General features: G+C 40.4%; 17 protein-coding genes. 8 read left to right on the top strand and 9 right to left on the bottom strand.

Annotated elements, in window-relative coordinates; genetic code table 11:
- Positions 1 to 2 precede the first annotated feature (2 nt).
- From B5X76_RS09095 to B5X76_RS09080, 4 genes are all read right to left on the bottom strand, one after another.
- Positions 3 to 1,235, bottom strand: a complete 1,233-nt coding sequence (locus B5X76_RS09095; protein ID WP_079642795.1) for an exo-beta-N-acetylmuramidase NamZ family protein — start codon at positions 1,233 to 1,235, stop codon at positions 3 to 5.
- A 464-nt stretch (positions 1,236 to 1,699) separates the two neighbouring features.
- The gene (locus B5X76_RS09090; protein ID WP_079642794.1) at positions 1,700 to 3,616 is read right to left on the bottom strand and encodes a SusD/RagB family nutrient-binding outer membrane lipoprotein; all 1,917 of its coding nucleotides are present in this window, start codon (positions 3,614 to 3,616) and stop codon (positions 1,700 to 1,702) included.
- 12 nt (positions 3,617 to 3,628) lie between these two features.
- Positions 3,629 to 6,808, bottom strand: coding sequence for a SusC/RagA family TonB-linked outer membrane protein (locus B5X76_RS09085; RefSeq protein WP_079642793.1), 3,180 nt, complete (start codon positions 6,806 to 6,808; stop codon positions 3,629 to 3,631).
- 317 nt (positions 6,809 to 7,125) lie between these two features.
- Entirely contained in the window at positions 7,126 to 8,022 is an 897-nt protein-coding gene (locus B5X76_RS09080; protein WP_139375256.1) for a hypothetical protein, read from the bottom strand.
- Positions 8,023 to 8,451: 429 nt separating this feature from the next.
- Between B5X76_RS09080 and B5X76_RS21675 the strand changes: the two genes are divergently transcribed.
- Complete coding sequence (locus tag B5X76_RS21675) at positions 8,452 to 8,724, top strand: hypothetical protein (protein ID WP_139375255.1); 273 nt, start codon at positions 8,452 to 8,454, stop codon at positions 8,722 to 8,724.
- Between the two features lie 117 nt (positions 8,725 to 8,841).
- On the top strand, positions 8,842 to 9,252 hold the full coding sequence (locus B5X76_RS09075) for a hypothetical protein (RefSeq protein WP_139375254.1): 411 nt from the start codon (positions 8,842 to 8,844) through the stop codon (positions 9,250 to 9,252).
- Between the two features lie 63 nt (positions 9,253 to 9,315).
- Here B5X76_RS09075 and B5X76_RS09070 read toward each other — a convergent pair whose 3' ends face one another.
- Genes B5X76_RS09070 through B5X76_RS09060 form a run of 3 tightly spaced genes read right to left on the bottom strand, consistent with a single transcriptional unit; the run spans position 9,316 to position 15,286 of the window.
- Positions 9,316 to 9,828: a TlpA family protein disulfide reductase gene (locus B5X76_RS09070; RefSeq protein ID WP_079642790.1), complete on the bottom strand. Its 513-nt coding sequence runs from the start codon at positions 9,826 to 9,828 to the stop codon at positions 9,316 to 9,318.
- Positions 9,829 to 9,845: 17 nt separating this feature from the next.
- Positions 9,846 to 11,192, bottom strand: a complete 1,347-nt coding sequence (locus B5X76_RS09065) for a RagB/SusD family nutrient uptake outer membrane protein (protein ID WP_176141027.1) — start codon at positions 11,190 to 11,192, stop codon at positions 9,846 to 9,848.
- A gap of 11 nt (positions 11,193 to 11,203) precedes the next feature.
- On the bottom strand, positions 11,204 to 15,286 hold the full coding sequence (locus B5X76_RS09060; protein ID WP_079642789.1) for a SusC/RagA family TonB-linked outer membrane protein: 4,083 nt from the start codon (positions 15,284 to 15,286) through the stop codon (positions 11,204 to 11,206).
- A gap of 720 nt (positions 15,287 to 16,006) precedes the next feature.
- On the opposite strand from B5X76_RS09060, the gene B5X76_RS09055 reads away from it, so the two are divergent.
- Both B5X76_RS09055 and B5X76_RS09050 read left to right on the top strand, forming a co-directional pair.
- A complete protein-coding gene (locus B5X76_RS09055) occupies positions 16,007 to 16,333 on the top strand; it encodes a hypothetical protein (RefSeq protein WP_079642788.1) in 327 nt (108 codons plus the stop codon).
- Positions 16,334 to 16,680: 347 nt separating this feature from the next.
- Positions 16,681 to 17,139 (top strand): methyl-accepting chemotaxis protein, encoded by a 459-nt coding sequence (locus tag B5X76_RS09050; RefSeq protein WP_079642787.1) that lies wholly within the window; start codon positions 16,681 to 16,683, stop codon positions 17,137 to 17,139.
- A gap of 6 nt (positions 17,140 to 17,145) precedes the next feature.
- On the opposite strand, the gene B5X76_RS09045 is transcribed toward B5X76_RS09050, so the two are convergent.
- Positions 17,146 to 18,933 carry a hypothetical protein gene (locus tag B5X76_RS09045; RefSeq protein WP_079642786.1) on the bottom strand — a complete coding sequence of 596 codons (1,788 nt, stop codon included), beginning with the start codon at positions 18,931 to 18,933 and terminating at the stop codon, positions 17,146 to 17,148.
- Positions 18,934 to 18,956: 23 nt separating this feature from the next.
- Positions 18,957 to 19,565: a Crp/Fnr family transcriptional regulator gene (locus B5X76_RS09040; protein WP_079642785.1), complete on the bottom strand. Its 609-nt coding sequence runs from the start codon at positions 19,563 to 19,565 to the stop codon at positions 18,957 to 18,959.
- A gap of 284 nt (positions 19,566 to 19,849) precedes the next feature.
- On the opposite strand from B5X76_RS09040, the gene B5X76_RS09035 reads away from it, so the two are divergent.
- From B5X76_RS09035 to B5X76_RS21665, 4 genes are read left to right on the top strand one after another with little or no spacing between them, the layout of a single operon-like run.
- Positions 19,850 to 20,326: a c-type cytochrome gene (locus tag B5X76_RS09035; RefSeq protein WP_033563168.1), complete on the top strand. Its 477-nt coding sequence runs from the start codon at positions 19,850 to 19,852 to the stop codon at positions 20,324 to 20,326.
- Positions 20,327 to 20,374: 48 nt separating this feature from the next.
- Entirely contained in the window at positions 20,375 to 22,357 is a 1,983-nt protein-coding gene (gene nosZ, locus B5X76_RS09030; RefSeq protein WP_079642784.1) for a Sec-dependent nitrous-oxide reductase, read from the top strand.
- Positions 22,358 to 22,366: 9 nt separating this feature from the next.
- Complete coding sequence (locus B5X76_RS21670; RefSeq protein WP_139375253.1) at positions 22,367 to 22,966, top strand: hypothetical protein; 600 nt, start codon at positions 22,367 to 22,369, stop codon at positions 22,964 to 22,966.
- Complete coding sequence (locus B5X76_RS21665) at positions 22,963 to 23,415, top strand: nitrous oxide reductase accessory protein NosL (RefSeq protein ID WP_176141026.1); 453 nt, start codon at positions 22,963 to 22,965, stop codon at positions 23,413 to 23,415. The genes B5X76_RS21670 and B5X76_RS21665 overlap by 4 nt, the downstream gene beginning before the upstream one ends.
- Positions 23,416 to 23,419: the final 4 nt, after the last annotated feature.

Here is a 23,419-nt window from a genome sequence, read left to right as displayed (position 1 = left end):
CCTTATTCAAAATCGGTATACAACAAATACTTCTTCCGCATTTGTCTGTATTCATCTAATTCAGCCTTCCAAGAAGCCTTAATTTCAGTCTCTGTCTTCCCTGCGATGATTTGTTTTCTTAACTCATCCGTACCTGCTAGTTTATCAAAAAACTCAGGTCTTGCAAAGAACTTCGATTTATCGGGCATTTTATTATAAAAATCCAACACATACTTAAGCGTAAAAACCTGCTTATTGGCATCTAAACTACGTAAATCTAAACCATACATAGTCTGTCCTTTACCTTCTACATGCTTTACCATCCCAGCCTTTTCGCCTGGAGTAAACTGAAAATCACCATATACTGGGTTATCATATCCCACTATCTGAAATGGCCAATCTGTACCTCGTCCTACCGAAATATCGGTACCTTCAAAAAGACATAATGCTCCGTACAAACGAACGGAAAGATGATTGGGTAAACTTGGCGAAGGAACGACCGGCAGTTCGTACATTTTATTATGATCCCAATTTTGCACAGGGATAACAGTCACTTTACACTGACGTCCCTGCTCCAACCACTTTTCGCCATTGATCATATGCGCCAGCTCGCCTACCGTAAGCCCATGGATCATCGCAATTTTATGTAAAGACACATTCGATTTGAATTTATCATCTTTACGCACAGGCCCATCGATCTGATCTCCACAAGGATTAGGACGATCCAGTACAATAAGTTCTTTATTATGCTTCGCACACAATTCCATCACACGATGCATAGAAGCGATATAAGTATAGAAACGCGCACCCACATCCTGCAAGTCGAAGATCATCACATCGATAGATTGTATGATAGAATCTTGCTTATCATTTTTACCATATAAGGTATATAATGGCAGGCCAGTTTTTGAATCCTTATCATTACTTACTTTTTCACCGCGCTCTATATCGCCACGGAATCCATGCTCGGGAGCAAACCCAAATCGCAAATCAATCTTCTCACGCAATAATACATCCACTAAATGCTCATTTTTTGGACCTACGACGGAGGTTTGATTCCCCATTAATCCGACCTTTTTACCTTTCAATAAAGGTAGATAAGCGGTCAATTGGTCGGCACCAGTTAGTACCGGATTAATTGCACTGGAGTTTTTTGTTAAAGTGGGGTCGGCATTTTTCTTTGCATGACTTTGAGAACTGCAAGATAATAGTACGGAGACCATGAGGGCAGTTACTGCTACAGGTAAAAACTTCATATGTATATAATTTGTCTTTTAATGGCCATATGGAATATCCAAACTATATTATTCATGTTTGTGTAGCCATTGCTACGTGGATATTTCATATGTATATCGTTATTTATTTCTGCTTTATGCGTTATTTATCATCGATTCAGATCGTTGGGGTTAAAATTAACACAATAAACTGCATAATAAAGCATTCAAACGAAATAAACACACAAGAATCCGCAATTATAAAAACAAAACACGCATAAAACCGAAAACACAAATAGGATAGATCAAACCTAAAAAATGGGCAAATCAGCACGTTAAATTATGTTAAAGACATAGCAGGTCATTTTCAGGATCGATAGTTAGTGTATTTTATACACATGTGTGTAACAATGAAGATACAGTTGTTAAAACAACCGATTTCGTGAAAACATAAAAGCCCCTCACCGTAAGTTGTGAGGGGCTTAAAAAAAACTGTATAGTTAAATTTATTCTACAATATCCCACCAAACAGGAACTGAGATAATGCTTCTCTTATTAGCTTCGGGATTAGATGCTAACCAATTTTCAGAGTTATAATTTCTCTCATGACTACATTGTTGAATACGACGTGGCCAATATCGAACATCCGCTGGAGTAGCTCCGGGGTAACATTCTAATGCGGTAGCAGAAGCAACCTCAAACGGTCTTCCAAAATCAGGGTATACCACACCATATTTTGGATCATTAGCAGAATAATTAAATCTACGCATATCATTCCAATTCTGCATTGTCAATGACATGGCTATCTGCTTCTGTTGCATAATCTTAGCCATAGTCAATTCGCCTGCACTTTGCGCAACAGCTTTACTAGCAAGAAACGCATCAATCTCACCTCCAGATATAACTTGCTTTCCATACTTCGTTTGGTCATAAGATTTCAACTTGAGATTCATAGCTTCCATATGAGCCCTAATCCCTTCTTTATAGGCGGTCAAGGCATTTCCTGGATCTCCTTTTCGAAACAAAGCTTCTGCCTTAATAAAACACATCTCATGATAAGCTAACAAGTGAGCAGGTGCATCCGCGCGAATATAGAAACTACCCGTTGAATTTACATTAATCGCCTTATCACCAAAATTAGGATTGGCTCTAGTCATACCGTTATAACGAGAAGCTAAATAATAATCATTCTTTAAATCAGAATCTTTCCTGCCATCTATCAAAGCTGCTATCCAATCTAGTCGGTCAGAATATACAGATACATATACAGAGTCTCCTTGCCTTGCTGCTGTTGCATTGGTTGTAAACCACCTATTTGTAAAGGCGGCTGTTCCAGCTTCCGCTACACTTCCCGCTCTAACGTAACCAGACGGATGTGTAGTAGTAGCTTTCCTAGTTGCCATTATTTCATATGCTACAGGTCCAGATGATGTTCTAATATTCGAATTGATTAAATCCACCCCTTTAGAAAGCCTCCATTCCTTCAATCCGGTTGTAGCATTATAGAATTCTGCACTTGGCACTATTCTTTTCGCACGAGGATCCTCAACTCCCGACCCACCAGTAAAAGTATTCGTTAGTAAATCAGTATACCATTTTGACACTTTATTGTTGGTAGAGCCCAAATTACCAAATTGCATTGATCTTACAATTCCAGATATACTAGTTTCCGCAGTATTAATGGCATCCATAGTGGTATTATCGGCAATAGACTGAGGAGCTTTCTCTAAAGCAGCCAATACTGCATCAGGATCGTAAAAAGATTTCTTAGTTAAATTATTCAACCAACGTGCTTTTAATCCGTAAGCTAATTTAATCCACTTTTGAGGATCACCTCCATTCCAAATATCTCCGCTTGTTAATGGTGTTGCAGCAACATTTTGCTGTTTAGATAAGTTTTCTATAGCTTTTTCTAGCATATCTAGACAGCCATAAAAAATTGTTTTACCATCATCATAAGCTGGTGTTACGTCAGTACCTAAAGCATTTGTATATGGCATCTCTCCATATAAATCCAACATTAACATAAATCCCCAAGCATGAATAAGTTGCGCAGCACCGACATAATGCCAAGCTTCCTCCTCTGTGGCTTTACGAATCATTGGATCAAGATTACCCGCAGTATAGACAAACCAAGCTTGGTAGGGCCAAGTTGTAGACGCCAGCGGAAAATCCCAACGCGCAATCAAATCATTATTTGTCGAGCCACCGACTTTAGTAATGTTTTGTGTCATCCAAGAAGCTCGTGTCCCAGAAGACTCATAAGCATCGACAAACTGCATTTGAATAGACCTAAGCCTTAAGTCCGGAGTTGGGACTTCATCATTTGCCTGACTTGGGTTTTCATTGACATCTAACCACTTATCACAAGAGGTAAAGCCCAATATCAGCAATGCACTCAATATATATGATATTTTTTTCATATTCTCTAGTTATTAAAAAGTCAAACTTAAACCAAAATTAACTCCTGCCATCGCTGGCACCCCATTATAGTCGATTCCCACGGAGCTAGATCCGACTGCTCCTGCACCCGCGGCAGAAGTTTCAGGATCCATTCCTTTGTAATTCGTCCATAACCACAGGTTTGTTCCAGTCAGTGTTGCAGTCGCTCCTTTAATGGCTTTCATTCGACTCAACATATTTTTAGGAAGTGAATAAGATAAAGAAATCGTACGCAAACGTAACCAATTTGTATTAGTCATATAGTTTGTTGATTCCAAGTTGTAAGCACCACCATCTTTATAATAGCTACTAATAATATCCTCTCCACTTCTATCTTGATTACCGATTTTATACATTTTACCGGCCTCATATTCAAATGTCTGCACTTCCGAATAAATTGGAGTTTTATCAGGATTTTCTCCTGTTTTCACAACGCCTGTTAAGGTCAGCTTTTCTCGATCCATAGATCGCTTACTCATCCCCATAGTAGTCATATAATAATCTGTACCATTGTAAACATCGCCTCCAATACGATAATCTAATAAGAATGAAAGGTTCCAACTTTTATATTGAAAATTATTATTAAGACCGCCAAACAATTTAGATTCCCTGTTTCCTATTTCATGTGTAACCAATCCGTCAGATTGTGGCATGCCCGATTGCGCATTTAGCACTAAGTGACCTTCTGGAGACCTCAACCATTTAGAACCTGATATTGCCATAAAATTTCCGCCATTAAATGACGCCGCTTTCGCATTGCCGACCTGCACATCTGTTACATAAAGAACATCCATTCCAGGAAGCAAATTCTCTACCTTTCCTTTATTCCTCGATGCATTAAGTGTTAAATCCCATCTGAAATCTTCCTTTTTTATCGGAGACACTTTAGCTGACAATTCCAAGCCGTTGTTAACAATCTCACCTGCATTTGTCCACATTAAAATATACCCAGTGGCTTGCGAAGTACGCGGTTGCATCAACTGGTTGATACTTCTATTTTTGTAATACGTAAACTCTAATCCTAATTTATTTCCAAAAAGATTAAGATCCACTCCATACTCTTGAGACTCTGTAATTTCAGGAAGCAATTCGCGATTTCCTCTCAACCAATCATTACGAACACCAACCCCAGTTCCATTGTTATACAACGTATACTCTGCAGGAGTTACCACGTAAGTATTTGTTACGTAAGGACTAGCATCTTTACCAACACGCGCCCAAGAAGCACGAACTTTACCAAATGACAGGATATCGTTTTGAGGAATAAATTCTGAAAATATAAAACTTCCAGAAACAGAAGGATAAAAATACGAACGATTATCAATTGGTAATGTAGATGTCCAATCATTACGTCCAGTAACGGTAATATAAGCATAATTTTTATATGACGCACGATACTCGCCATAGAAACCCACCATTCTTTTTTTAGTCTTCTGCTGAGCAAGGGCTCGATCGGTTAACGCTGTATTTGTTACGGCGTAAAATCCTGGAATAATAAAATTCCATCCTTTTCGACCATTATATTCAATGCTTGTCATCTCTGCAGTAGATCCCAATAATAAGTTCATATCAAAATCGCCAAACTTTTTCTTAAAGTTTGTCATGATATTGGAGCTTATGTATTGAAAATCATTATCATTCTCTGATAAAAGTCCTTTTTGATAAATCTGAGACACTCCAGAACCGGGTTCTGTAAACCTGCTCGTCTTCTGCATGTATCTGTCAATTCCGACAGTATAATTCAAATCCCACCAATCTGTAATATCTATTCCCGCCTTAAAACTACCTGTCAAACGCTTCGTATCATCTGTTCTCGGCATTTTATTCATAACCCAATAAGGATTATCGAAATCTTCTGTAACTTGCTGCCAGTTAAATGGACGATATTTGGTACCGTCGTCATTTAACCAATGCTTCATATCCATGTCTCGAGGCCATATAAAAGCTCCTTGGACAGCACCCTCTCCGCTATATCCATACAGCCCACCGGATGTCAAGGAACTCAGCTGATCAGCACTTGAATAGGCTACGTTTGCACCAACTTTCAAAATACCATAATTTTGCTGACCGTTAAATCTCACAGTGGTCTTATTATACTCTGTACCAGGAAGCATCCCCTTTTGTCTGAAATCTGAAGCCGACAAATAAAAATTACCTGTTTTTGAGCCTCCGGAAAGACTTACGGAGTTATCCCAACTCACAGAGCTTTTAAAAAAGTCAGACATATTATTATACCGCTGGTCATTGGGGCCAAATTTAGCTCCCCAAGATCCCATTGTGGCAGTTGCATCTCCTTCCATCAGCTTTCCATCTTGCTGATAAAATCCTCTTTTATATTGATCTTGATATTCTGGAAAACGATTAGCCCAATTGGACAATAAACGTGAATTAACCGTAACGCTAGCCGTTCCTTCTTTACCGTTTTTTGTAGTAATAAGTATAACACCTGCTGCTGCTCGAGAACCGTAAAGTGCGGCAGCAGCGGGTCCCTTTAATACTGATACATTCTCAATATCTTCTGGGTTGATATCCATTACCCGGTTACTATACGTTGAATTTGTTGAAGATGCTCCATCAAACAGACTGTTTCCGTTAACACCTGTTGAATTATCATAGATAACACCATCCACAACAAAAAGAGGCTGATTATCACGCTCTAACGAAGTTCCTCCTCTCAAGATAATGCTTGCTCCAGCTCCAGCCCCCCCGCTAGTTTGGGTAACGTTTACACCAGCAATCTTACCTGCCAAAGAATTAACGATATTCGCGGTTTTGTTCTTCATCAACTCTTCACTCCCCAAATCCTGCACAGCATACCCCAAAGCTTTCTTCTCTTTCTTAATACCCATCGCCGTCACTACCACCTCGTCAATCGCCTCTTCCGAGCCCATTAACTTGATGTTGTAAACATTGCCCGACCCCACAACCTGTGAAGTCTCCCCCGAGCCTATAGCTCTAAAGATCAATGTTTCGCCTGGCGCAGCTTGGATCGAAAAAGACCCATCGGCATTCGTTTGTACCGAACGCGTAGTCCCCTTAACAATAACGGTAACATTACTCACTCCGTTCCCATCGGATGAAGTCACTTTACCAGAAATTGCTTTTTGCTGTGCCATCAAACAGGATGCATAGAGACACACCCCGAAAAAAGTAAGTAAAAATCTTCTTTTCATGTGTTTGATAGTTTGTTTTAAAAATTGTGTTTAGTTCTAATAATGGTTTTTGTCCACCAGTAATTTAGTTAAGACAAGTCTACGAAAAAAAAATAGCACTATGCGTTTTTTTGCGTCACTATTTTTAAATGATGCGAAAAATATATAATTCAGAAATTCAATCCCCCTGTCGAACAACCATCACCTATCCACCTCTATCACAGATAGAAGCTCAAAAAAAACACTATAAAACCAAAGCAAACAATCATTCAATATTACCCAAAACAACTCAAAACCAACACAATAAAGCATTGAATCCGGAACCCTCCAATATTCTATCAAGTACAGTTAATTTCGATTTTGAAACCAAAACAAAAAGTCTTGCACGTCATTTTTGAGACTATTACCTTTTGATTGTACCCTATAGCCAACTCCAGAATTACCCCTTTGTCGGACCGCGGTCTATATCCAGCGATAAGTTCACGATGCACCACAGCATTGCGCCCTACTCTACGATACATTTCCTTATCCAAATAACTATATAGGCTTGCAAGTGTACGGTTATCCTCATAATATTCCTCAGGAGCATAATAGATATAATTTATACCATCATTATGCCATATGATACTGACGGGGATATCCGACAAACGGACTTCCTCACCTTCTTTGATAGCAATAATTGGATTATCTTCTACCACAGAAGGTTCATCCGTTTCTCGATACAATTCCTCTTCTCTTTCTAAAAGTTTAAAATAGGCATCCCCTAGCGACTCTATACAACAGAAAAAACTATACGCGAGAGGTAATATCAGCGAGAAGGGTATCTGAAATATTCCGTAATCCATACGTATCAAATGTCGGTGCGCAAAATTTTTATAAATGCCATCGCATACTTCCATAAACAATAGTCCACCTATAATAGCGAGCAACATCTGTATAAACATCCGTTTATAATACCCCTCACTCCAGGGCTGTTTGAGATCCAAATATCGGGTGATACCATATATATACTCCATAACAACGCCCAAAAGTAGGTATGAAAAAAATAAATCAACGTAGTAAGCTCTATTGAATACCACGAGCTCTAAAAAGTTTGACCATCGTCCTATCTGATATCCTAACAACGACATAAAGAAGGCCAATAAAGCGGCCCAAACCCAGCGCAGCACACGCTTTTCCTTATTGTTTAATTTAGATGACTCCTCGTCTCCATCCCCCATAAAATGTAAAATCATAACGTTCAAGTTTATAAATCAAGGTATTGGTAACCTAATATTACAAAAACAAAATCAGAATTTCAAAAAATTTCGCAGGAAACCATTTTATTTCACCACAATCCGTCAATAAATACGGAAATACATGACATACCTATTTCCTTTGCTCTATATCAGACAACGATAGATTAAAAAGATATGGTGGGCGTACCGGGATCCGAACCATCTTTCCCGATGGTATATAGTCGCGAGCAGAATAGCAAAAGGCAGTGAGACCCGCTATTTATATCCTTCGGTGCGCCACAGGGCTGGATGGGATAGCTCGGGACACAGGGACGCGGGTACAGCGATACAGTGCAAACAAAAACAGTGGGCAGGGCGCGCCAAGGCTGCGCCGCTGAGAAAAAGGAGCTTTGGCGGAGTAAATAACAGTATGGAATATCATTAGGGATGAAAAGAGTAGACACAGCATTACACATCATGACAGCATGGCTCGCCAATATGCGACTACTGTCTCTATCCGCTACTAGGATCAGGCTGTGCGTAATCTTGGGTACCAAAGTACTCTTAAGTTTATTCTATCGAAAATCAGACGTGCGTATTATAGCGCGCTTACTCCGCCAGAGCCTCTTAGCCCAGCAGAGAGTTATCAACAGATGGTGGTACCCGCGTAGGTTTGCCGTATTCACGGGTTGCTCGGCTGTTCGGCTTCTAGGAAGCTGACTGACCAAGACCCCAAAACCTGATCTGAGGATCGGAAACCCCTCGACCGCATCACTGAGAGGCAAACCCGTGATGCACACTAAATAACAAGATTAAAACACATTTAAAACAATGCGTATGCGTGCTTTAAAAAACTATTGGCTACGCGCCATATTATTTTCGATACTGGGTTTAGGGATATCTTTTGGTGCAAATGCATCCACAGATAATAAAAACCCAAAGACTGTTAAAAAAGAGATAAAAGAAGCGAAGGTTCAAACTACACAATGGTTTGTCTATTCGGCGTCAAGCCATCCGACCAATCTGACGGATGCTTCAAATCCGAACAATTACACTTTAGTCACTAACCCATCAGAGTTATGTGCAGGTAGTAATAATCTTTGTGCTATCAGGGCTCAGGTTGACATGAGTAACCCGGCGGTTCCAAAGCCAATAATAACCGGGCAGCCCATACAAACAGAGTTAAACAACTACTTCGATCCACTAGCGCCTGGCTACGATGAGGATCAAATTGTTCAGAAAGATTAAAAAACAGTACATCAAAAAATAAGCCCTCGAACTAACTAATTTCGTTCGGGGGCTTTTTATCTTCTACTTACTTAATTGTAATGGTTGTCCTTTTAAAAACAATTGCACATTTTCCTTGGTAAGATATCTTCCATTGGTCAAATGCTTCACCGTTAAATCGGGCCCAACCCACACCACATATGGCACTCCTTTGTAAGGAAAATGTTCTTTTAGTTTAGAATTCCCTACAATGGTACTCATTTTAAGCGACTGCGTGACAGCATTGCTATTCCAAAATCCCCTTACCAATTCTTCTTTTTGGTTATTAACTAAGAACAAGGTGAGCGAGTCAGCAAACTCACCTTTTATATCTTGAATCTTGGGCATATTCTTAACACAGGTACTGCACCATGTAGACCAAAACTCAAAGATTACATATTTGTTTTCAAACTCGGAGCTTGGAATATAGCTACCGTCTAACAATTGTAGCGAATCCAATGTTTGCTTAGGCAACAGCTCCCCAACAGAAATAACCTGACTGAAAGAAGTCTTTGACGCTATTAGCATCAACAATAGTATTATATAGTTTTTCATCATTTTTACGTTTTAATAATTTACTCTCCATACGCAAGAACAGAATTTGGAATATTGATGTAAAGTCTATCTTCATTGGGTTGATATTCTTTACCGTTTATCTCTCTCTTGAGGGATACTTTGTGCACTTCATCAAACATCAGCCGGCGTATATCTATCCATCGTGCTCCTTTACGAATAAGCTCTTTGCGGCGTTCGTTCAACACGGCGGTTAGCATATCCAACTCATCTTTATAGGGATTATCCTCACCAGCAGTCAATCTATTCTTCAATAACTCCCAAAGCACTGCCTTTGCCTCGTCCGGCCGTGCAAGCCGGGAAAGACATTCGCTTTTGACTAAGAGAATGTCGGGTACAATAATACCCCAGAAATCGAATCCCGATGCAGTTCCTCTTCCATCGTAATCCCCCTTGAATTCAACTTTACCATTTAGGTTCTGGACAAAAAAAGCCTTGCGTCGTAGATCATTGAGCGAATAAGAATCAAACAACTCCTCGTTTACTCGAGCAACATTTCGAGACATAATGGAGGCTGTCCCTGAGCGCGCATGAAAGATTACTTCTTTATTGAATCGCTGAAAAGGTGCAGCCGCATTAACATTTATCGTATTCAAATCCACCAGATCCCTTTTTATCATTAAGCAAGAATCAGCATATTGCAGCGCACTTTCATATCTTCCCAAATCCAGCAAAACTTTGGCGAGCAAGCCATAGGCCGCCGCTCTCGAAGGACGGGAGGGCAGTAGAGGTAAATCAGGAAGATATGGAACAGCCTCCCGCAAGTCCGTCAATATCTGTTCATAGATGGAAGACGTCGGCACAAGCTTCGATTTACTACTATTATCGCTTGTAAGACGGAGAGGAACTTTCGTTTGATCTGCCAGGTGATGGTTGGGATGCGGCGCATGATGTAAAGCCAATACGTAATACCTTAACCCACGATGGAACAAAGCAGATCCTCTCAATCTATTCCATGTATCCCTTTCCATTGTCGTACTGGCACTGATCGACTTCAATCTATCAAGAACCATATTCGTATAGAGAATCGCTCTAAATTCCCTACTTATTATAGTCTTGAATTCCCCCTCACTTTGCCAGAGGTAAAAGTTGCGTTCCTGTACATTATTCTGAGCAGTCCAATCTGCAGAAAGCACATAATAATCATCACTATATATCGCTGATGTACTCGGCAGCGTGGTGTTCATGACTGTAAAGCCATCTACTAATCCTTCAAGATCTTCCAGTCTTTCGGGGACCGCCAAAGTTGCATCGGGTTTTATGTCCAGGAATTCGCTACATGCCGAAAACGTAACCAAACTAGATACCAATAGAATCAATCTGTATATTTTTATTTTTCTACTTTTCATAATTATAAGGTTTAAAAATTCATTTTCATTCCAAAACTCCATTGCTTGGGAGGCAAATAGCCATCCTTATAATCGGGATCAATATCTTCCGAATTTGCCCGCCATAATATCCAATTGACCTGATTGAGATTTGCAAACAGCGCAATGGGTACCCTGCGTTTTTTTAGTGGATCAATATGTACTGTATAAGACAGTCGGATGTCATTAAGCCGTACATTCGCCCCGTTCAGGACATTGATATCGGAATTTAGATAGAACTGGTCCCTACGATTGTCCAGCGGATAAAGCATAGAAGGTACCACCGTCTTTGCTTCGTCACCCTCATTTTGCCACCTGAGGAGATAATCACTATGTATATTATTGTTAAGGAAAGCCTTTTCGTAGGATATTGAATTCTTTCTAAAGTAATGTCCTAACTTATAACTGATGTTGAAGGAAAGATCAATCCTTTTGTATGAAATCCTGTTGAGGACATTACCAAAACTTAATGGGATGGCAGAGCCACTGAGGGACTGTTCATGAAAAGGCCTATTGATCAACTTTTCGTAATCATCTGAAATCTCTCCATCTACAAATCCCAAAGGGCTACCGTCCGTAGCACGCAGACCTCCCCAACGGTAGCTCACCAGAGTATACGGATTATAACCTTCCAGAATGGAAATGGAACTGCCGTCTCCTACATATCCGATATATTTATCCACCTCTGCTCCCAGGTATTTCGAGACCTTATATTTTGCTATACTATGGTTTGCTATTATCTGCCATCTCCAGCTGTTGCCCCGTACTACATCGACATCCAGAGAAATATCAAGACCACGGCCATCTATATGTGCCGAATTTTTAGGACTTGAAGTATATCCAATGGTATTATCGACAGGTTCGTCTGCTATTACGTCACGCGCATTCTTGAAATAATACTCAACACTCCCCTTCCATCTCCTCCCTTTCGAAGCTATATTAATTCCAAAATTCAATGTATTGACCTCTTCCCATTTCAGATCGGGATTATATCCACCCAATATACCGGTATACGGCAGTTGGGTGAGCTGCGACGATGCCGGGTAATACATGATTGTAGGCAGAGCAGATACCGACCGGTTTATATTACCGCTTTTACCATATGTAGCCCGGAGTTCCAAAACAGAGAGGGGTAATCTGAAAAAAGACTCTTCCTGTATTTTCCAAAGTCCCCCTACAGACCATAGCGGCTTCCATTTCTGGTTAGTATTTACGCCAAATAGATTAGATGCATCCCTTCGGGCACTGGCACTGACAATATACTTACCATCCCAACCATAATGAGCATTGCCATAAAAGGATAAGTTTCGGTTATCGATCTGGCTTAGGTCATCTATATAGGGAATATATAAATAACCAGCGACATTGGCGTAGCTCGGTATTAGTACATTGTACGGCACACTAGCGTGATTGAGCTTGGTATTATAGCCGTACACCCTGTTTTTGTTACTTCTATCTTGTCCTAAGGAGATTTCACCTCCAAGAATGGCATTGAAAGCGTGTTTACCGTGACGCCGGTCAAAATTATACTGACCTCTTAAGAAATGTCTAAAACCAGAACCATTGTTTTGATCCAGCATACCTTCATTGGGCAACTGATACACAGGTGTTCCCTGTTCTATTTTAGTAAAAGTATTAATCAGATTACGCGTGTAATAAGATTCCTTTGGGTAATAGTAGTGATATTGATCCGACGTACTCTCGCCGCGATAGCTGAGCTGCAGAAGGCTAGCTGGAGTCAGTCTAAAGCGAAGGCCGAGATCTGCTAACAGGTTGTTTTGTGCGCTCCACCGATCCAACAAGCCTACATCCTCCAATGGTCGATATTTCCAGTCCAGCAGTTTAGCTTGTCCTGCCAGATCCGTAAATTCCTTTCTATAGTATATATCCCATTCATTGGCTTCCCCCTGTTCATTATAGAAGGATAGATACGGCGGTAAAAGTTTTCCATTTACCTGTAACTGCCCATATCCCAATAATCCATTAAGAATGCTTTTCTGTCTAAAAAAACGGACACCAAGGTCTATTTCTAAAAATGGAAGAGGCTTCAGTGTATTATTCAACAGCACTGATATCCGCTGTCCAGAGTTACCGACGATATCCCTAGTGTCGTTTTCAAGTCCTAAATTGAGCATAGTCATATGCGCTGTGGAGCCGTGTTGCAGGCTTATGTTGTATCGATTGACAATCTGGTTTTGGTATACATGCTTTTCATATTCATCTCGTAGGTCTGTAAGAGACCATTTATGGAGCTGCGCCTCCATCTGCGCCTCCGAAATCATCCCCTTCTGCTTGCCAAGTAAAAGTTCGTACAAAGGCGATAATGCCGGCTTACGGTAATCTGCAGTATCCGAAAGCCCATAATTCAGTGAGAACTTGTACTGTTCGAATGCTAAAAAATCCCGGGAGGGAAGTATCTGACTATTGGACATTAAATCTGGTCGTGCCTGTATAGAAGTGTTTGTCTGTAATTGAAGTTTAAAGCCGTTTTTATTTGCTCTTCTAGAATTGAGTACAATAACCCCATTGCCTGCCCGAGCTCCCCATATTGCCGCAGCTGAAGCATCCCTTAATATATTGACACTTTCTATTTCGTCAGGGTTGATGTCATCCAGCTCTCCTTCATAAGGAAAATTGTCCAATATGATTAGTGGCTTGGCCACATTTTCGCGCAACGCGTACATCCCTCGGATCTGGATCCGTTTGTTGCCCTCGACAGTATTGCTCACCAAAAAACTTGGGCTTATGTTCTGTAGCCTTTCTGTGAGTGAGCCAGATATACTCAAATTCAAAAGACCACTATCGATCTTGACTATGGATCCCGGGGTATTATTCTTATCTATTTTCTGATATCCTGTAGATACGACATCTACCTCTTCTATTGTATTGGCATTCGGCTGTAACCTTATATTTATAATTGTAGACGTATTCTCATAGGCAACGCGTTGCTCTTTGTATCCGATATGTTTTATTAGTAATACTCCTGTAGACTTATCTACGGCGATCGTAAACTTCCCCTGCTTATCCGTCCTGGCATACTTATTATCCACCTTGACAGATGCCCCTTCGATAGTCCGCCCATCGGCAGCCGAGCGTACTTCACCCTGAAGTACAAGCTCGGACTGCGTCTGAGCGACCGCCTGCAAACATACAAGCGAACTAAACAACACACAGAATATCATCAGTGAAACCGTTTTTAGCAAGGCGCGATTTAAGCCGATTTGCCGACCTTTATTTTCACTTACAGCCATAGACTCCACTTTGCACCTGAACTCCTCACAGAGAGAGCGAAAGCCTCTTAAAAACAATCGATTCATACGGACGTCATTTACCACATCCTCATCATTGAGAGAAGTAGGAACTACGCCGAAGCAATCTCCATCCCTATCATAACCTACCACAGACCTACTACCAGTTAGTATCTCCTTAGTACCTCTTTGGTAGCTCTCTAGTACCTCTCCAGTACCTTTACCCCCACTATTTAGTACCTTTCCCGTACCTTTACAGTACCTTTCGGGTAGTTCTTCCGTGCTTATCGTAGCATCTGCATCATTTAGAAGAGCATACTTCCCTACATTATCTTCGGCCCTTTTGCTGTAGTTAATGCCCTCATTAACCGGTTGGCATTGGATATTCATCGGGTGTACCCGATCCCCATTCGATGCCCACTCGATCCCAACCCGATAACAAGAAGAAGAAAGAGCGAAAAAAGGGCGAATAGGATCAGAAGTTAGTCTGAAAATAGTATTTGCAGTAACTGCATTTATACCGACCAAAGCCCTACCAAGACCTGACCTAGTTTTACGTTTGTCCGATGCCGCTTCGATGACGTAGCGATCAACCTCCGATGGCGCTCCGATGAATGATCGGAGCCGCGTCACAGCACGGACACAGGCTGAACGAAGCGAGGTAGAACCAAAGTAGAACCAAGGTAGAACCTGGGCAGAACTAAGTTGGTACACAATAGGTGTATATTCTATCGGGCGATTAGAAAGAACTCTGTCACGGTGTAACTGCGTTACTTCGTCACTTTGGCCAACGGCCATACCTCTCCCACCCCAATTAAAATTTGTCATTTTTTTGGAATTAATTGTTTTCTAATGGCCCAAAAGAACTTGCAAGCAAGGTTTTTGGATCCATTAAGTGTGACCTAATGAAGGCGGGCTAGAGAGCTACTTCTACCAATAACCAACCATACCTAATCCTTGATCAGGCCACACGGTGTAATAAATAAAATTGATTCTAAAAATTCGGCAGTCCCCCTTTTTGTGGTGTATATCTTGGATTTCATAATGTTTATAATTGGGCTGCACCGAAACGAATGGTCACATAGACCAAATTTTACCGACCAAGCTACTCGGGGGCACAGATTAGATTTTTTTGAAGTTGTTTTTTTAGGGTTATCATAACTCGCTTTTTAAATTTATTTCTTTAAAAATAGCGAGCGGAGGAAAATAAAAAGCGGGCCTCTGCTCACTACTCCTCCCAGGCATGTTTGGATGTAGCGAGTGAGCGCCCGCTCAAATTTATATTTAAAATAATACAAATCCAAAAACGGGCTTCACTGCCATTTCTTGCATCACTCATTTTGCCTGGGAGGAACAAGAAACTCGTAAAACTCTTATTGATTCTTAAACAAGAAAATCTACAACTTTCTACATTTTAAGAATTCAAAAAACACTAAACACAACAAATATCTACAATAATGTAGAATAAAACAAACAATTTTGTGGATTTTAAACTATTCTTTTTGGAAACTGTATTAGCTATCTTCAAGAACAGGTTATCGTGATACAATGAAACATAGAGGAGAAGTTCTAAATATGGTAATTACCCAACTTAATGTCAACAGAACAAAGTTGGCTAAACGAATGGGGTATGACAGATCATCATACTACACTCATATTAAAAAGCCAGATTTAGATTACTCTATTCTTTGGAGTTACGGAAAGGCAATACCATATGATTTCACGAAAGAATTTCCCGAAATGAGCAGCTATATTCCGGAGATTAATAAAGAAATCAACAACCTGCAAGAAATGAGAATTGATAGGGACAAGTGGCGAGATAAATATTACGAAGTATTAGAAAAGTACAATGCTCTGTTAGAGAAAAGGAGTTAACACACTATGAACGCTTCTTCGTTTCTCGATACTCTTTGCCATCTCAAAAACACTCCCTATATTCGATAACAATCGACGGATAATACACGCAGGATTCTTGCTCAAAGTATCTTAAGTCCAGGTTGAGTCCAGGTTCACTCCATGTTGAGAGCAGGTTTATCATAGACCTATACTGGTAGCACCCTAATCCGAACTCGCACGCAGTTACCTTCTTAATAGGTTCTTAATACTATCTATAGTATAGTTATGGTATCTATCCTTGAACTCTCCTGTAGAGGAACGTAACTAGATACATCTCATTTTCGGATGTCCTTTTGCGCTAGCTGCTTATACTTGTGGCCCAACCGATGAATCAAATGAACCAAACGATACAACAAATGCTACACTTGATGAAACAAATGGCCCAACTTATTCATCTAATGAACCAAACGATACAGCAAACGCTACACTTGATGAAGCAAATGGCCCAACTTATTCATCTAATGAACCAAACGATACAGCAAATGCTACGCTTGATGAAGCAAATGGCCCAACTTATTCATCTAATGAACCAAACGATACAGCAAATGCTACGCATGATGAAGCAAATGGCCCAACTTATTCATCTAATGAACCAAACGATACAACAAATGCTACGCTTGATGAAGCAAATGGCCCAACCTATTCATCTAATGGACCAAACGATACAGCAAATGCTGCACTTGATGAAGCAAATGGCCCAACCTATTCATCTAATGGACCAAACGATACAGCAAATGACTCGCAAGTATAAGCGGCCGACCCAAAAGGACATCCAAAAACCATAAAAAACTTTAAACTTTAACAACCAGCAATTGTAGGCGTTCCTTCAAAGAAAGAAGACTGGTAAGAAAGCTTTCGCTGTTTATCGCTGGGAAGGCCTGAAATTTAGTACTTAGCTCCTGGTAATAATCCACCCCCGAGCGAATTTGAACAAGAAACTTGTCGATATACTTTTTCTTTTTGATATCCATATTATCTACATATTCTTGAAATTGCTTCTCGATATATTCGATGTAAAGCTTAAGCTCGTTTATAAACATAGACGGTCGCTCAATATTCTTCAATAAATCACATCTACCATAGATATGAGACACCATCTCCTCGAGTGAATAAACACGGTCAAAATAAGATAGGTTCGGCCCTGGACATATCGATACTGCCGTGTTTATTTTTAAAACATGCATTCCATACTTCAGATAGGCCGAGGTCGCAAGACCCTCGCAGAGACAAGTCTTTTCTAGAACAGCGTTATAGGCCTTTTCAAATTCATCTTTAGACAATTGACCATCTGTCAACTCTTGAATCTTTCTTGATTGGTACTTACGGGATGCCGTACAGATCGGTTCCTCAGTAAACTCCGTATTCGAGACTAGATATTTTTTTGTACAAGGTGCTCCTGGACGCCCCTGTGCAATACGATCCAGCCTATTTTTTTCTGCAGAGCTCTTTCTAAAATTATTAAAAGGAACTCCCAAAGGAGAAGCTCCGCTGATATAAAAATCGTCTGCCGTCGCCTCTGCAAGCAGATCTAATGTAACGGGATCTAATGTGGTCGCTTCAGGCACCAACAAGAAAGGGGAACCCCATCCTGTCCCATCAACCTGATAATGATCTAAGAGAAACTGCTGTTCTGCAGCGGTACCTATACCACCCTGAACGGTCAGCTTTATTGCCTTCAATGGAGGGTTAGCCAAACCACGCTCTTGAAGAGCAGATACATAAAGACCCATCAACTCCTGCTGCAAATCGTTACGCCTTTCCTTGAACTCCTCTAAGATAGGCCCTAATAGATATCCGTCTGTAGCAAAGGCATGCCCACCACAATTTAACCCGGATTCAACACGAAATTCAGATACCCAAATCCCCTTCTTAGCTAGATATTTTGCCTGAATCAGCGCCGAGCGATAATCACTCACCTTCAATACGACATGCTTATTGATACGACCATTCTTATCAGGCAAAAATGCAGGCAGTTCACTCAAATAATGATAAAGTCTTGGATTCAAACCTGCTGATAGCACTACAGAAGAACTCAAATTGCTATTAGCAAATCCGCGTAGCGCAGCAGAAGCATCGGAAAACAAAGGATCTGCCAATTTAGTCTTCATATCTGCATTCAACTTATCGACTTTGGCCATTATATTGACGTCTATTGCGCCAGCGATAATATAACTCTTGACCCTTTCTTCTAGCTCACTTCTTCTATTTTCATCTTTTTCCGCCAAAAGACACGCATAAATAGACTTGCCTTCCGAACCTGTTGGTAATAATCGAAAGTATTTCTGTACATCTGGATTTGTCCGGAGGTCACTCCCCCTAAGATCAGCTATTTGCTTACTTACAATAGCATTTAGGAGATTTAGATACGACGTAATACGACGAGCTCTTGCATCTTCCTCGTTTTTAACGATGGGCTCATAAGGTTCAGAAAAATTGACTGCGTGATATTTACGCATATTTTCAATGAGTTCATCATCGACAATAGATACGACAGAAGATATTCCGTATTGAGCGACTTTAATCGGACTGTCAACAGAAAATGCCAATCCTAAGACCGGGATATGAAAAGTATGATGCATATAATAGCGTGCTAAAATTAATTCTAAAAACCATCCGCAGGAACAAAAACTTTACCTTTTACAATTCCTAATCTTTCCTCCTTCTCCATTTGTCGTATCGCGCGAATAACCGTTTCTACACGAAATCCAATCATATTGGCTATTTGTTGGCGAGTCAACATTAATCGCCTACATTCTTCACAAATAAACTGATGATTCGTATTGAAATAGGTGATGAGCTGCGAAACAATACTAACAGGGTCATTACTGGCCAGTAACTCGGTTAAGAAAAATTTAAATCGGAGCTTTTGAACAATAGAAGACGTAAAAGCAAAATGCAGATCAGGATCTTTACGGAGGATATTCTGAAAACCCGAAACACATATTCTAATAACCGTGGTGGGCACATCTGCTATTGCTGTTGCGGCATAGAGCTGGTTATCAAACAACGGCAACTCGCCAAATGTTTCTCCTGGCTCTACAACTTGATGGAGCACCTCTCTCCCGTCGTCCAGCACATTGCACCATCGAATCCGGCCAGAAATCAACTGATAGTAAAAAGAGGCATGTGTGCCTACCTGAAAAACAGTTTCTCCCGATGAAAGTTGTCGGTATACTGCTCCATTTTCTAAAAGGATATCTACTGGAATCATAGTCTTAATTATTGGCTGTTAAATAACTCAACGACTTACCCTACAAAGGTAAAGTGCGCTCCGCATATCAAAGTTGATTCTCATCACAAAATTAAGTAACAAGAGTCAACAAAACATAATAATAAACTGAAATACAATACATTATAGATTTGTAAAAAAAATAAATAGTTCAATCTTTTTCCCTTTATGATTACACGCATAAAACAACAAATAATGCTGGGCTAACTTTGTAATCACGATTAAGAACAACGGAGTAAAGAAATAAATCAATTAAAAAAATGAACATGAAAAAGCTTATTTACCTATTGGGGATCTGCGTACTTATTTACGCATGTTCGCAAAGCAACAACAGCAATCAAAGCCAATCTGGCTCAACTGAAACAGAAGCTGAAAACACATCTGCAGCATCGGAATACGACCCTAAACGTGGTGAGGGTAAACATGACAAAGTCGAAGTGGGAGCTACACTGGATCAAAACATGGCTGCCAAAGGAGAAACCATAGCAAATGTAAAATGTGCGAGTTGCCACAAGTATTCCGAAGAAAAACTTGTAGGTCCAGGCTGGTCCGGTGTATCAACAAGACATACACCCGAATGGATTATGAACTTCATTACAAATCCAGACCCCATGATTGATAAAGATCCGAAATTGCAAGCACAATTAGAACTTTGTCTCGTGCGGATGCCGAATCAAAATCTAACAGACCAAGAGGCTCGTGAGATTCTAGAATTCATGCGTAAAAATGATGGTGTCAAATAAAGAACCACAATACAGAAAAACCTTAACAGATTTAATCAACAATATATTATGAAGATTAAAAATCATATCCTATGTGCCGCAGCTATCCTAGCCGCAACAGCGACCTTTCAAGGTTGTAAACCGAAAGGAACTCAAAGTGCCGTGAGTGGCAATGCTGCTGAAAAGGCCTATGTCGCCCCTGGTCAATACGATGAATTTTACAGTTTTGTATCCGGTGGATTTAGTGGACAATTGTCTGTCTATGGACTACCTTCGGGAAGGCTACTACGTGTAATCCCTGTATTCTCGCTAGATCCCGAAAAAGGATGGGGCTTCAGCGAAGATACCAAACCCATGCTAGAGACTTCTCATGGCAGTGTTCCTTGGGATGATCTGCATCACGTTCAATTATCTAAAACAGATGGGGAGTATGACGGTAAATGGGTATTTGTCAATGCCAACAATACGCCACGTATAGCCCGAGTAGATCTGACTACATTCAAAACAGCTGAAGTACTAGAACTACCCAATAGTGGCGGTAACCACTCTTCGCCATTCATCACGCAAAACACGGAGTACGTGGTCACAGGAACCCGTTTTAGCGTTCCTCCGGATGGACCTCAAAGCGATGTCTCTATTGAAAAATATAAAGAAAACTTCAAGGGCACACTTAGCTTTGTAAGTGTCAATAAAGAAAGCGGCAACATGGATATTGCTTTCCAAATTGAGACTCCGGGCGTCAACTACGACTTAAGCCGTGCTGGTAAAGAATCATCTCACGGATGGTTTTTCTTCTCGACCTATAATACGGAGCAAGCAAACACACTACTAGAAGTCAATGCCTCCAAAAATGATAAGGATTTTATCTTGGCAGTAAACTGGAAAAAGGCTGAGGAATATTTGAAAGCTGGAAAAGGCAAAAAATTGACTAACGTCAAATATGCGCATAATGTATACGATGAGCATTCTCATACCTCCAAATCAACTATTAAAAATGAGGTTACTGTCTTAAATTCCGCAGAGCTAGAAGGCCTATGTTACTATATACCCTGCCCTAAGTCTCCACACGGCGTCGATATCGATCCAACGGGCGAATACATTGTGGGAAGTGGTAAACTAGCTGCTTTGATCCCTGTATTTTCGTTTACTAAGCTTCAAAAAGCCATTAAAGACAAAGCATTTGAGGGTACATTTGAAGGTATCCCTGTTATCAAATACGAAGCAGCTTTACACGGAGAGGTAGAGAAACCCGGCTTAGGCCCATTACACACCGAGTTTGACGGCAAGGGAAATGCAATCACTTCATTCTTTGTATCATCTGAATTGGTAAAATGGAACATCAAAGATCTTAAAGTTTTAGATCGCGTACCGACCTTCTATTCTGTTGGACACTTGATGATACCAGGTGGCGATACGAAATCACCTGATGCTAAATATGTCGTAGCCTTCAATAAGATCACAAAAGACCGCTTCTTGCCTACTGGACCTGAATTGGCTCATAGCGCACAGCTATATGATATTTCTGGTGACAAGATGCAATTGATACTGGATTTTCCAACCATTGGAGAGCCACATTATGCACAAGCAGTAAGAGCTGAAAAAGTTAAAGACAGATCGGTAAAAATCTATAAACTAGAAGATAATAAACACCCCCATTTTGCCAATGGAGAAGCAGAGGCACGTGTCGAACGTAAAGGAAATGTCGTTCATGTCTACCTCACAACAATTCGCTCTCACTTTACGCCCGACAAAATTGAGGGCGTAAAACTCGGTGATGAAGTGCTATTCCATGTCACTAATATTGAACAAGATTGGGATATGCCTCACGGCTTTGCCGTAAAAGGAGCCCGTAATGGGGAACTTTTGGTGATGCCCGGTGAAACACAAACATTGAAATGGGTTCCAGATCGTGTCGGTATATTCCCAATCTATTGTACGGATTTCTGTAGCGCACTACACCAAGAGATGGCTGGATATGTGAGGGTATCTCCCAAAGGAAGTAATGTACCTATTTCTTATGGAACAGGCGACAAATTGACTACTGCCAAATAATAACGTATCATGGTGAAAAATCTAGATCCTTTAAAAACCATCCATAAAATACTCCTGATACTATCAGGAGTATTACTCCTACTCACCATCAAATTGCCCATTTGGCGGATCGAATTGGATGCAGCACAATACCCAGAAGGCTTGGAACTATTAATCCATAGCAACAAGCTGGCTGGTCAAGTCGATATCATCAATGGTTTGAACCATTATATTGGAATGAAAACCTTGCACGCAGATGATTTCATAGAATTTAAAGTTCTGCCCTATATACTAGGTGCTTTTGCTTTAGCTTTTATCTATGTAGGTATCCGCGGTCGACAGCGTGCATTAAAAATTCTTTTCATTGCATTTGTGTTGTTTGGGATAGTAGCTATGATGGACTTTTGGATCTGGGAATATAATTACGGACACGATCTCGATCCAAATGCCCCCATCAAAGTTCCTGGAATGGCTTACCAACCGCCACTAATTGGATTTAAACAACTACTAAATTTTGGTGCGTATTCTGTACCAGATATTGGCGGATGGATTATTGTCGGTGCCGGAGCTGTGCTCTTGTATTGTCTAGCCTCCGAATGGAAAACAAACAGAAAAAAATCAAACTTATGAGCATCATTATAAAAAAATATCTTTCGGCTATCTGTACCTGTCTTTTACTGATTATTGGATTACAATCTTGCGGTTCAACAGGGCCAAAACCCATCAACTACGGAAAAGATCAATGTGTCTATTGCAAAATGACAATCACGGACGCCCGATTTGGAACACAATTATTGACAAAAAAGGGACGTACCTACAATTTTGATGACCTATCGTGTATGATTGCTTTTGCAAAAGAGGGTAATGTCAAAAAAGAAGAAATTGAGAATTTATATATCCCCGATTACACAAAAGACAAAAAGCTATATCCAGCAAGTGAACTGTTTTTCTTGAAAAGTGAAGGCCTGAAAAGTCCTATGCGTGGGGACATTGCTGCTTTTAAAGACCAAGCAGACCTGAAAAAAGTGAAAGACGAGCTGGGTGGAGTAGAATTATCGTGGGAAGAAATCTGGAAATAATAAC

Origin of the sequence: Sphingobacterium nematocida, assembly GCF_900168125.1 — a bacterium.
Taxonomy (GTDB): Bacteria; Bacteroidota; Bacteroidia; order Sphingobacteriales; family Sphingobacteriaceae; genus Sphingobacterium; species Sphingobacterium nematocida.
The sequence above is the reverse complement of the archived record's forward strand: the minus strand, read 5'-3'. Positions and strand labels throughout refer to the sequence as shown.

Bases quoted from the DNA above. Each gene is read 5' to 3' on its own strand.
- B5X76_RS09090 (WP_079642794.1), bottom strand. From the start codon at position 3,616: ATGAAAAAAATATCATATATATTGAGTGCATTGCTGATATTGGGCTTT.
- B5X76_RS09040 (WP_079642785.1), bottom strand. From the start codon at position 19,565: ATGATTCCAGTAGATATCCTTTTAGAAAATGGAGCAGTATACCGACAA.
- nosZ (WP_079642784.1), top strand. From the start codon at position 20,375: ATGAAGATTAAAAATCATATCCTATGTGCCGCAGCTATCCTAGCCGCA.
- B5X76_RS21670 (WP_139375253.1), top strand. From the start codon at position 22,367: ATGGTGAAAAATCTAGATCCTTTAAAAACCATCCATAAAATACTCCTG.
- B5X76_RS09070 (WP_079642790.1), bottom strand. From the start codon at position 9,828: ATGATGAAAAACTATATAATACTATTGTTGATGCTAATAGCGTCAAAG.
- B5X76_RS21675 (WP_139375255.1), top strand. From the start codon at position 8,452: ATGAAAAGAGTAGACACAGCATTACACATCATGACAGCATGGCTCGCC.
- B5X76_RS09080 (WP_139375256.1), bottom strand. From the start codon at position 8,022: ATGATTTTACATTTTATGGGGGATGGAGACGAGGAGTCATCTAAATTA.
- B5X76_RS09045 (WP_079642786.1), bottom strand. From the start codon at position 18,933: ATGCATCATACTTTTCATATCCCGGTCTTAGGATTGGCATTTTCTGTT.
- B5X76_RS09095 (WP_079642795.1), bottom strand. From the start codon at position 1,235: ATGAAGTTTTTACCTGTAGCAGTAACTGCCCTCATGGTCTCCGTACTA.
- B5X76_RS09050 (WP_079642787.1), top strand. From the start codon at position 16,681: ATGAATCAAATGAACCAAACGATACAACAAATGCTACACTTGATGAAA.
- B5X76_RS09085 (WP_079642793.1), bottom strand. From the start codon at position 6,808: ATGAAAAGAAGATTTTTACTTACTTTTTTCGGGGTGTGTCTCTATGCA.
- B5X76_RS09035 (WP_033563168.1), top strand. From the start codon at position 19,850: ATGAAAAAGCTTATTTACCTATTGGGGATCTGCGTACTTATTTACGCA.
- B5X76_RS09075 (WP_139375254.1), top strand. From the start codon at position 8,842: ATGCGTGCTTTAAAAAACTATTGGCTACGCGCCATATTATTTTCGATA.
- B5X76_RS09055 (WP_079642788.1), top strand. From the start codon at position 16,007: ATGAAACATAGAGGAGAAGTTCTAAATATGGTAATTACCCAACTTAAT.
- B5X76_RS09060 (WP_079642789.1), bottom strand. From the start codon at position 15,286: ATGACAAATTTTAATTGGGGTGGGAGAGGTATGGCCGTTGGCCAAAGT.
- B5X76_RS09065 (WP_176141027.1), bottom strand. From the start codon at position 11,192: ATGAAAAGTAGAAAAATAAAAATATACAGATTGATTCTATTGGTATCT.
- B5X76_RS21665 (WP_176141026.1), top strand. From the start codon at position 22,963: ATGAGCATCATTATAAAAAAATATCTTTCGGCTATCTGTACCTGTCTT.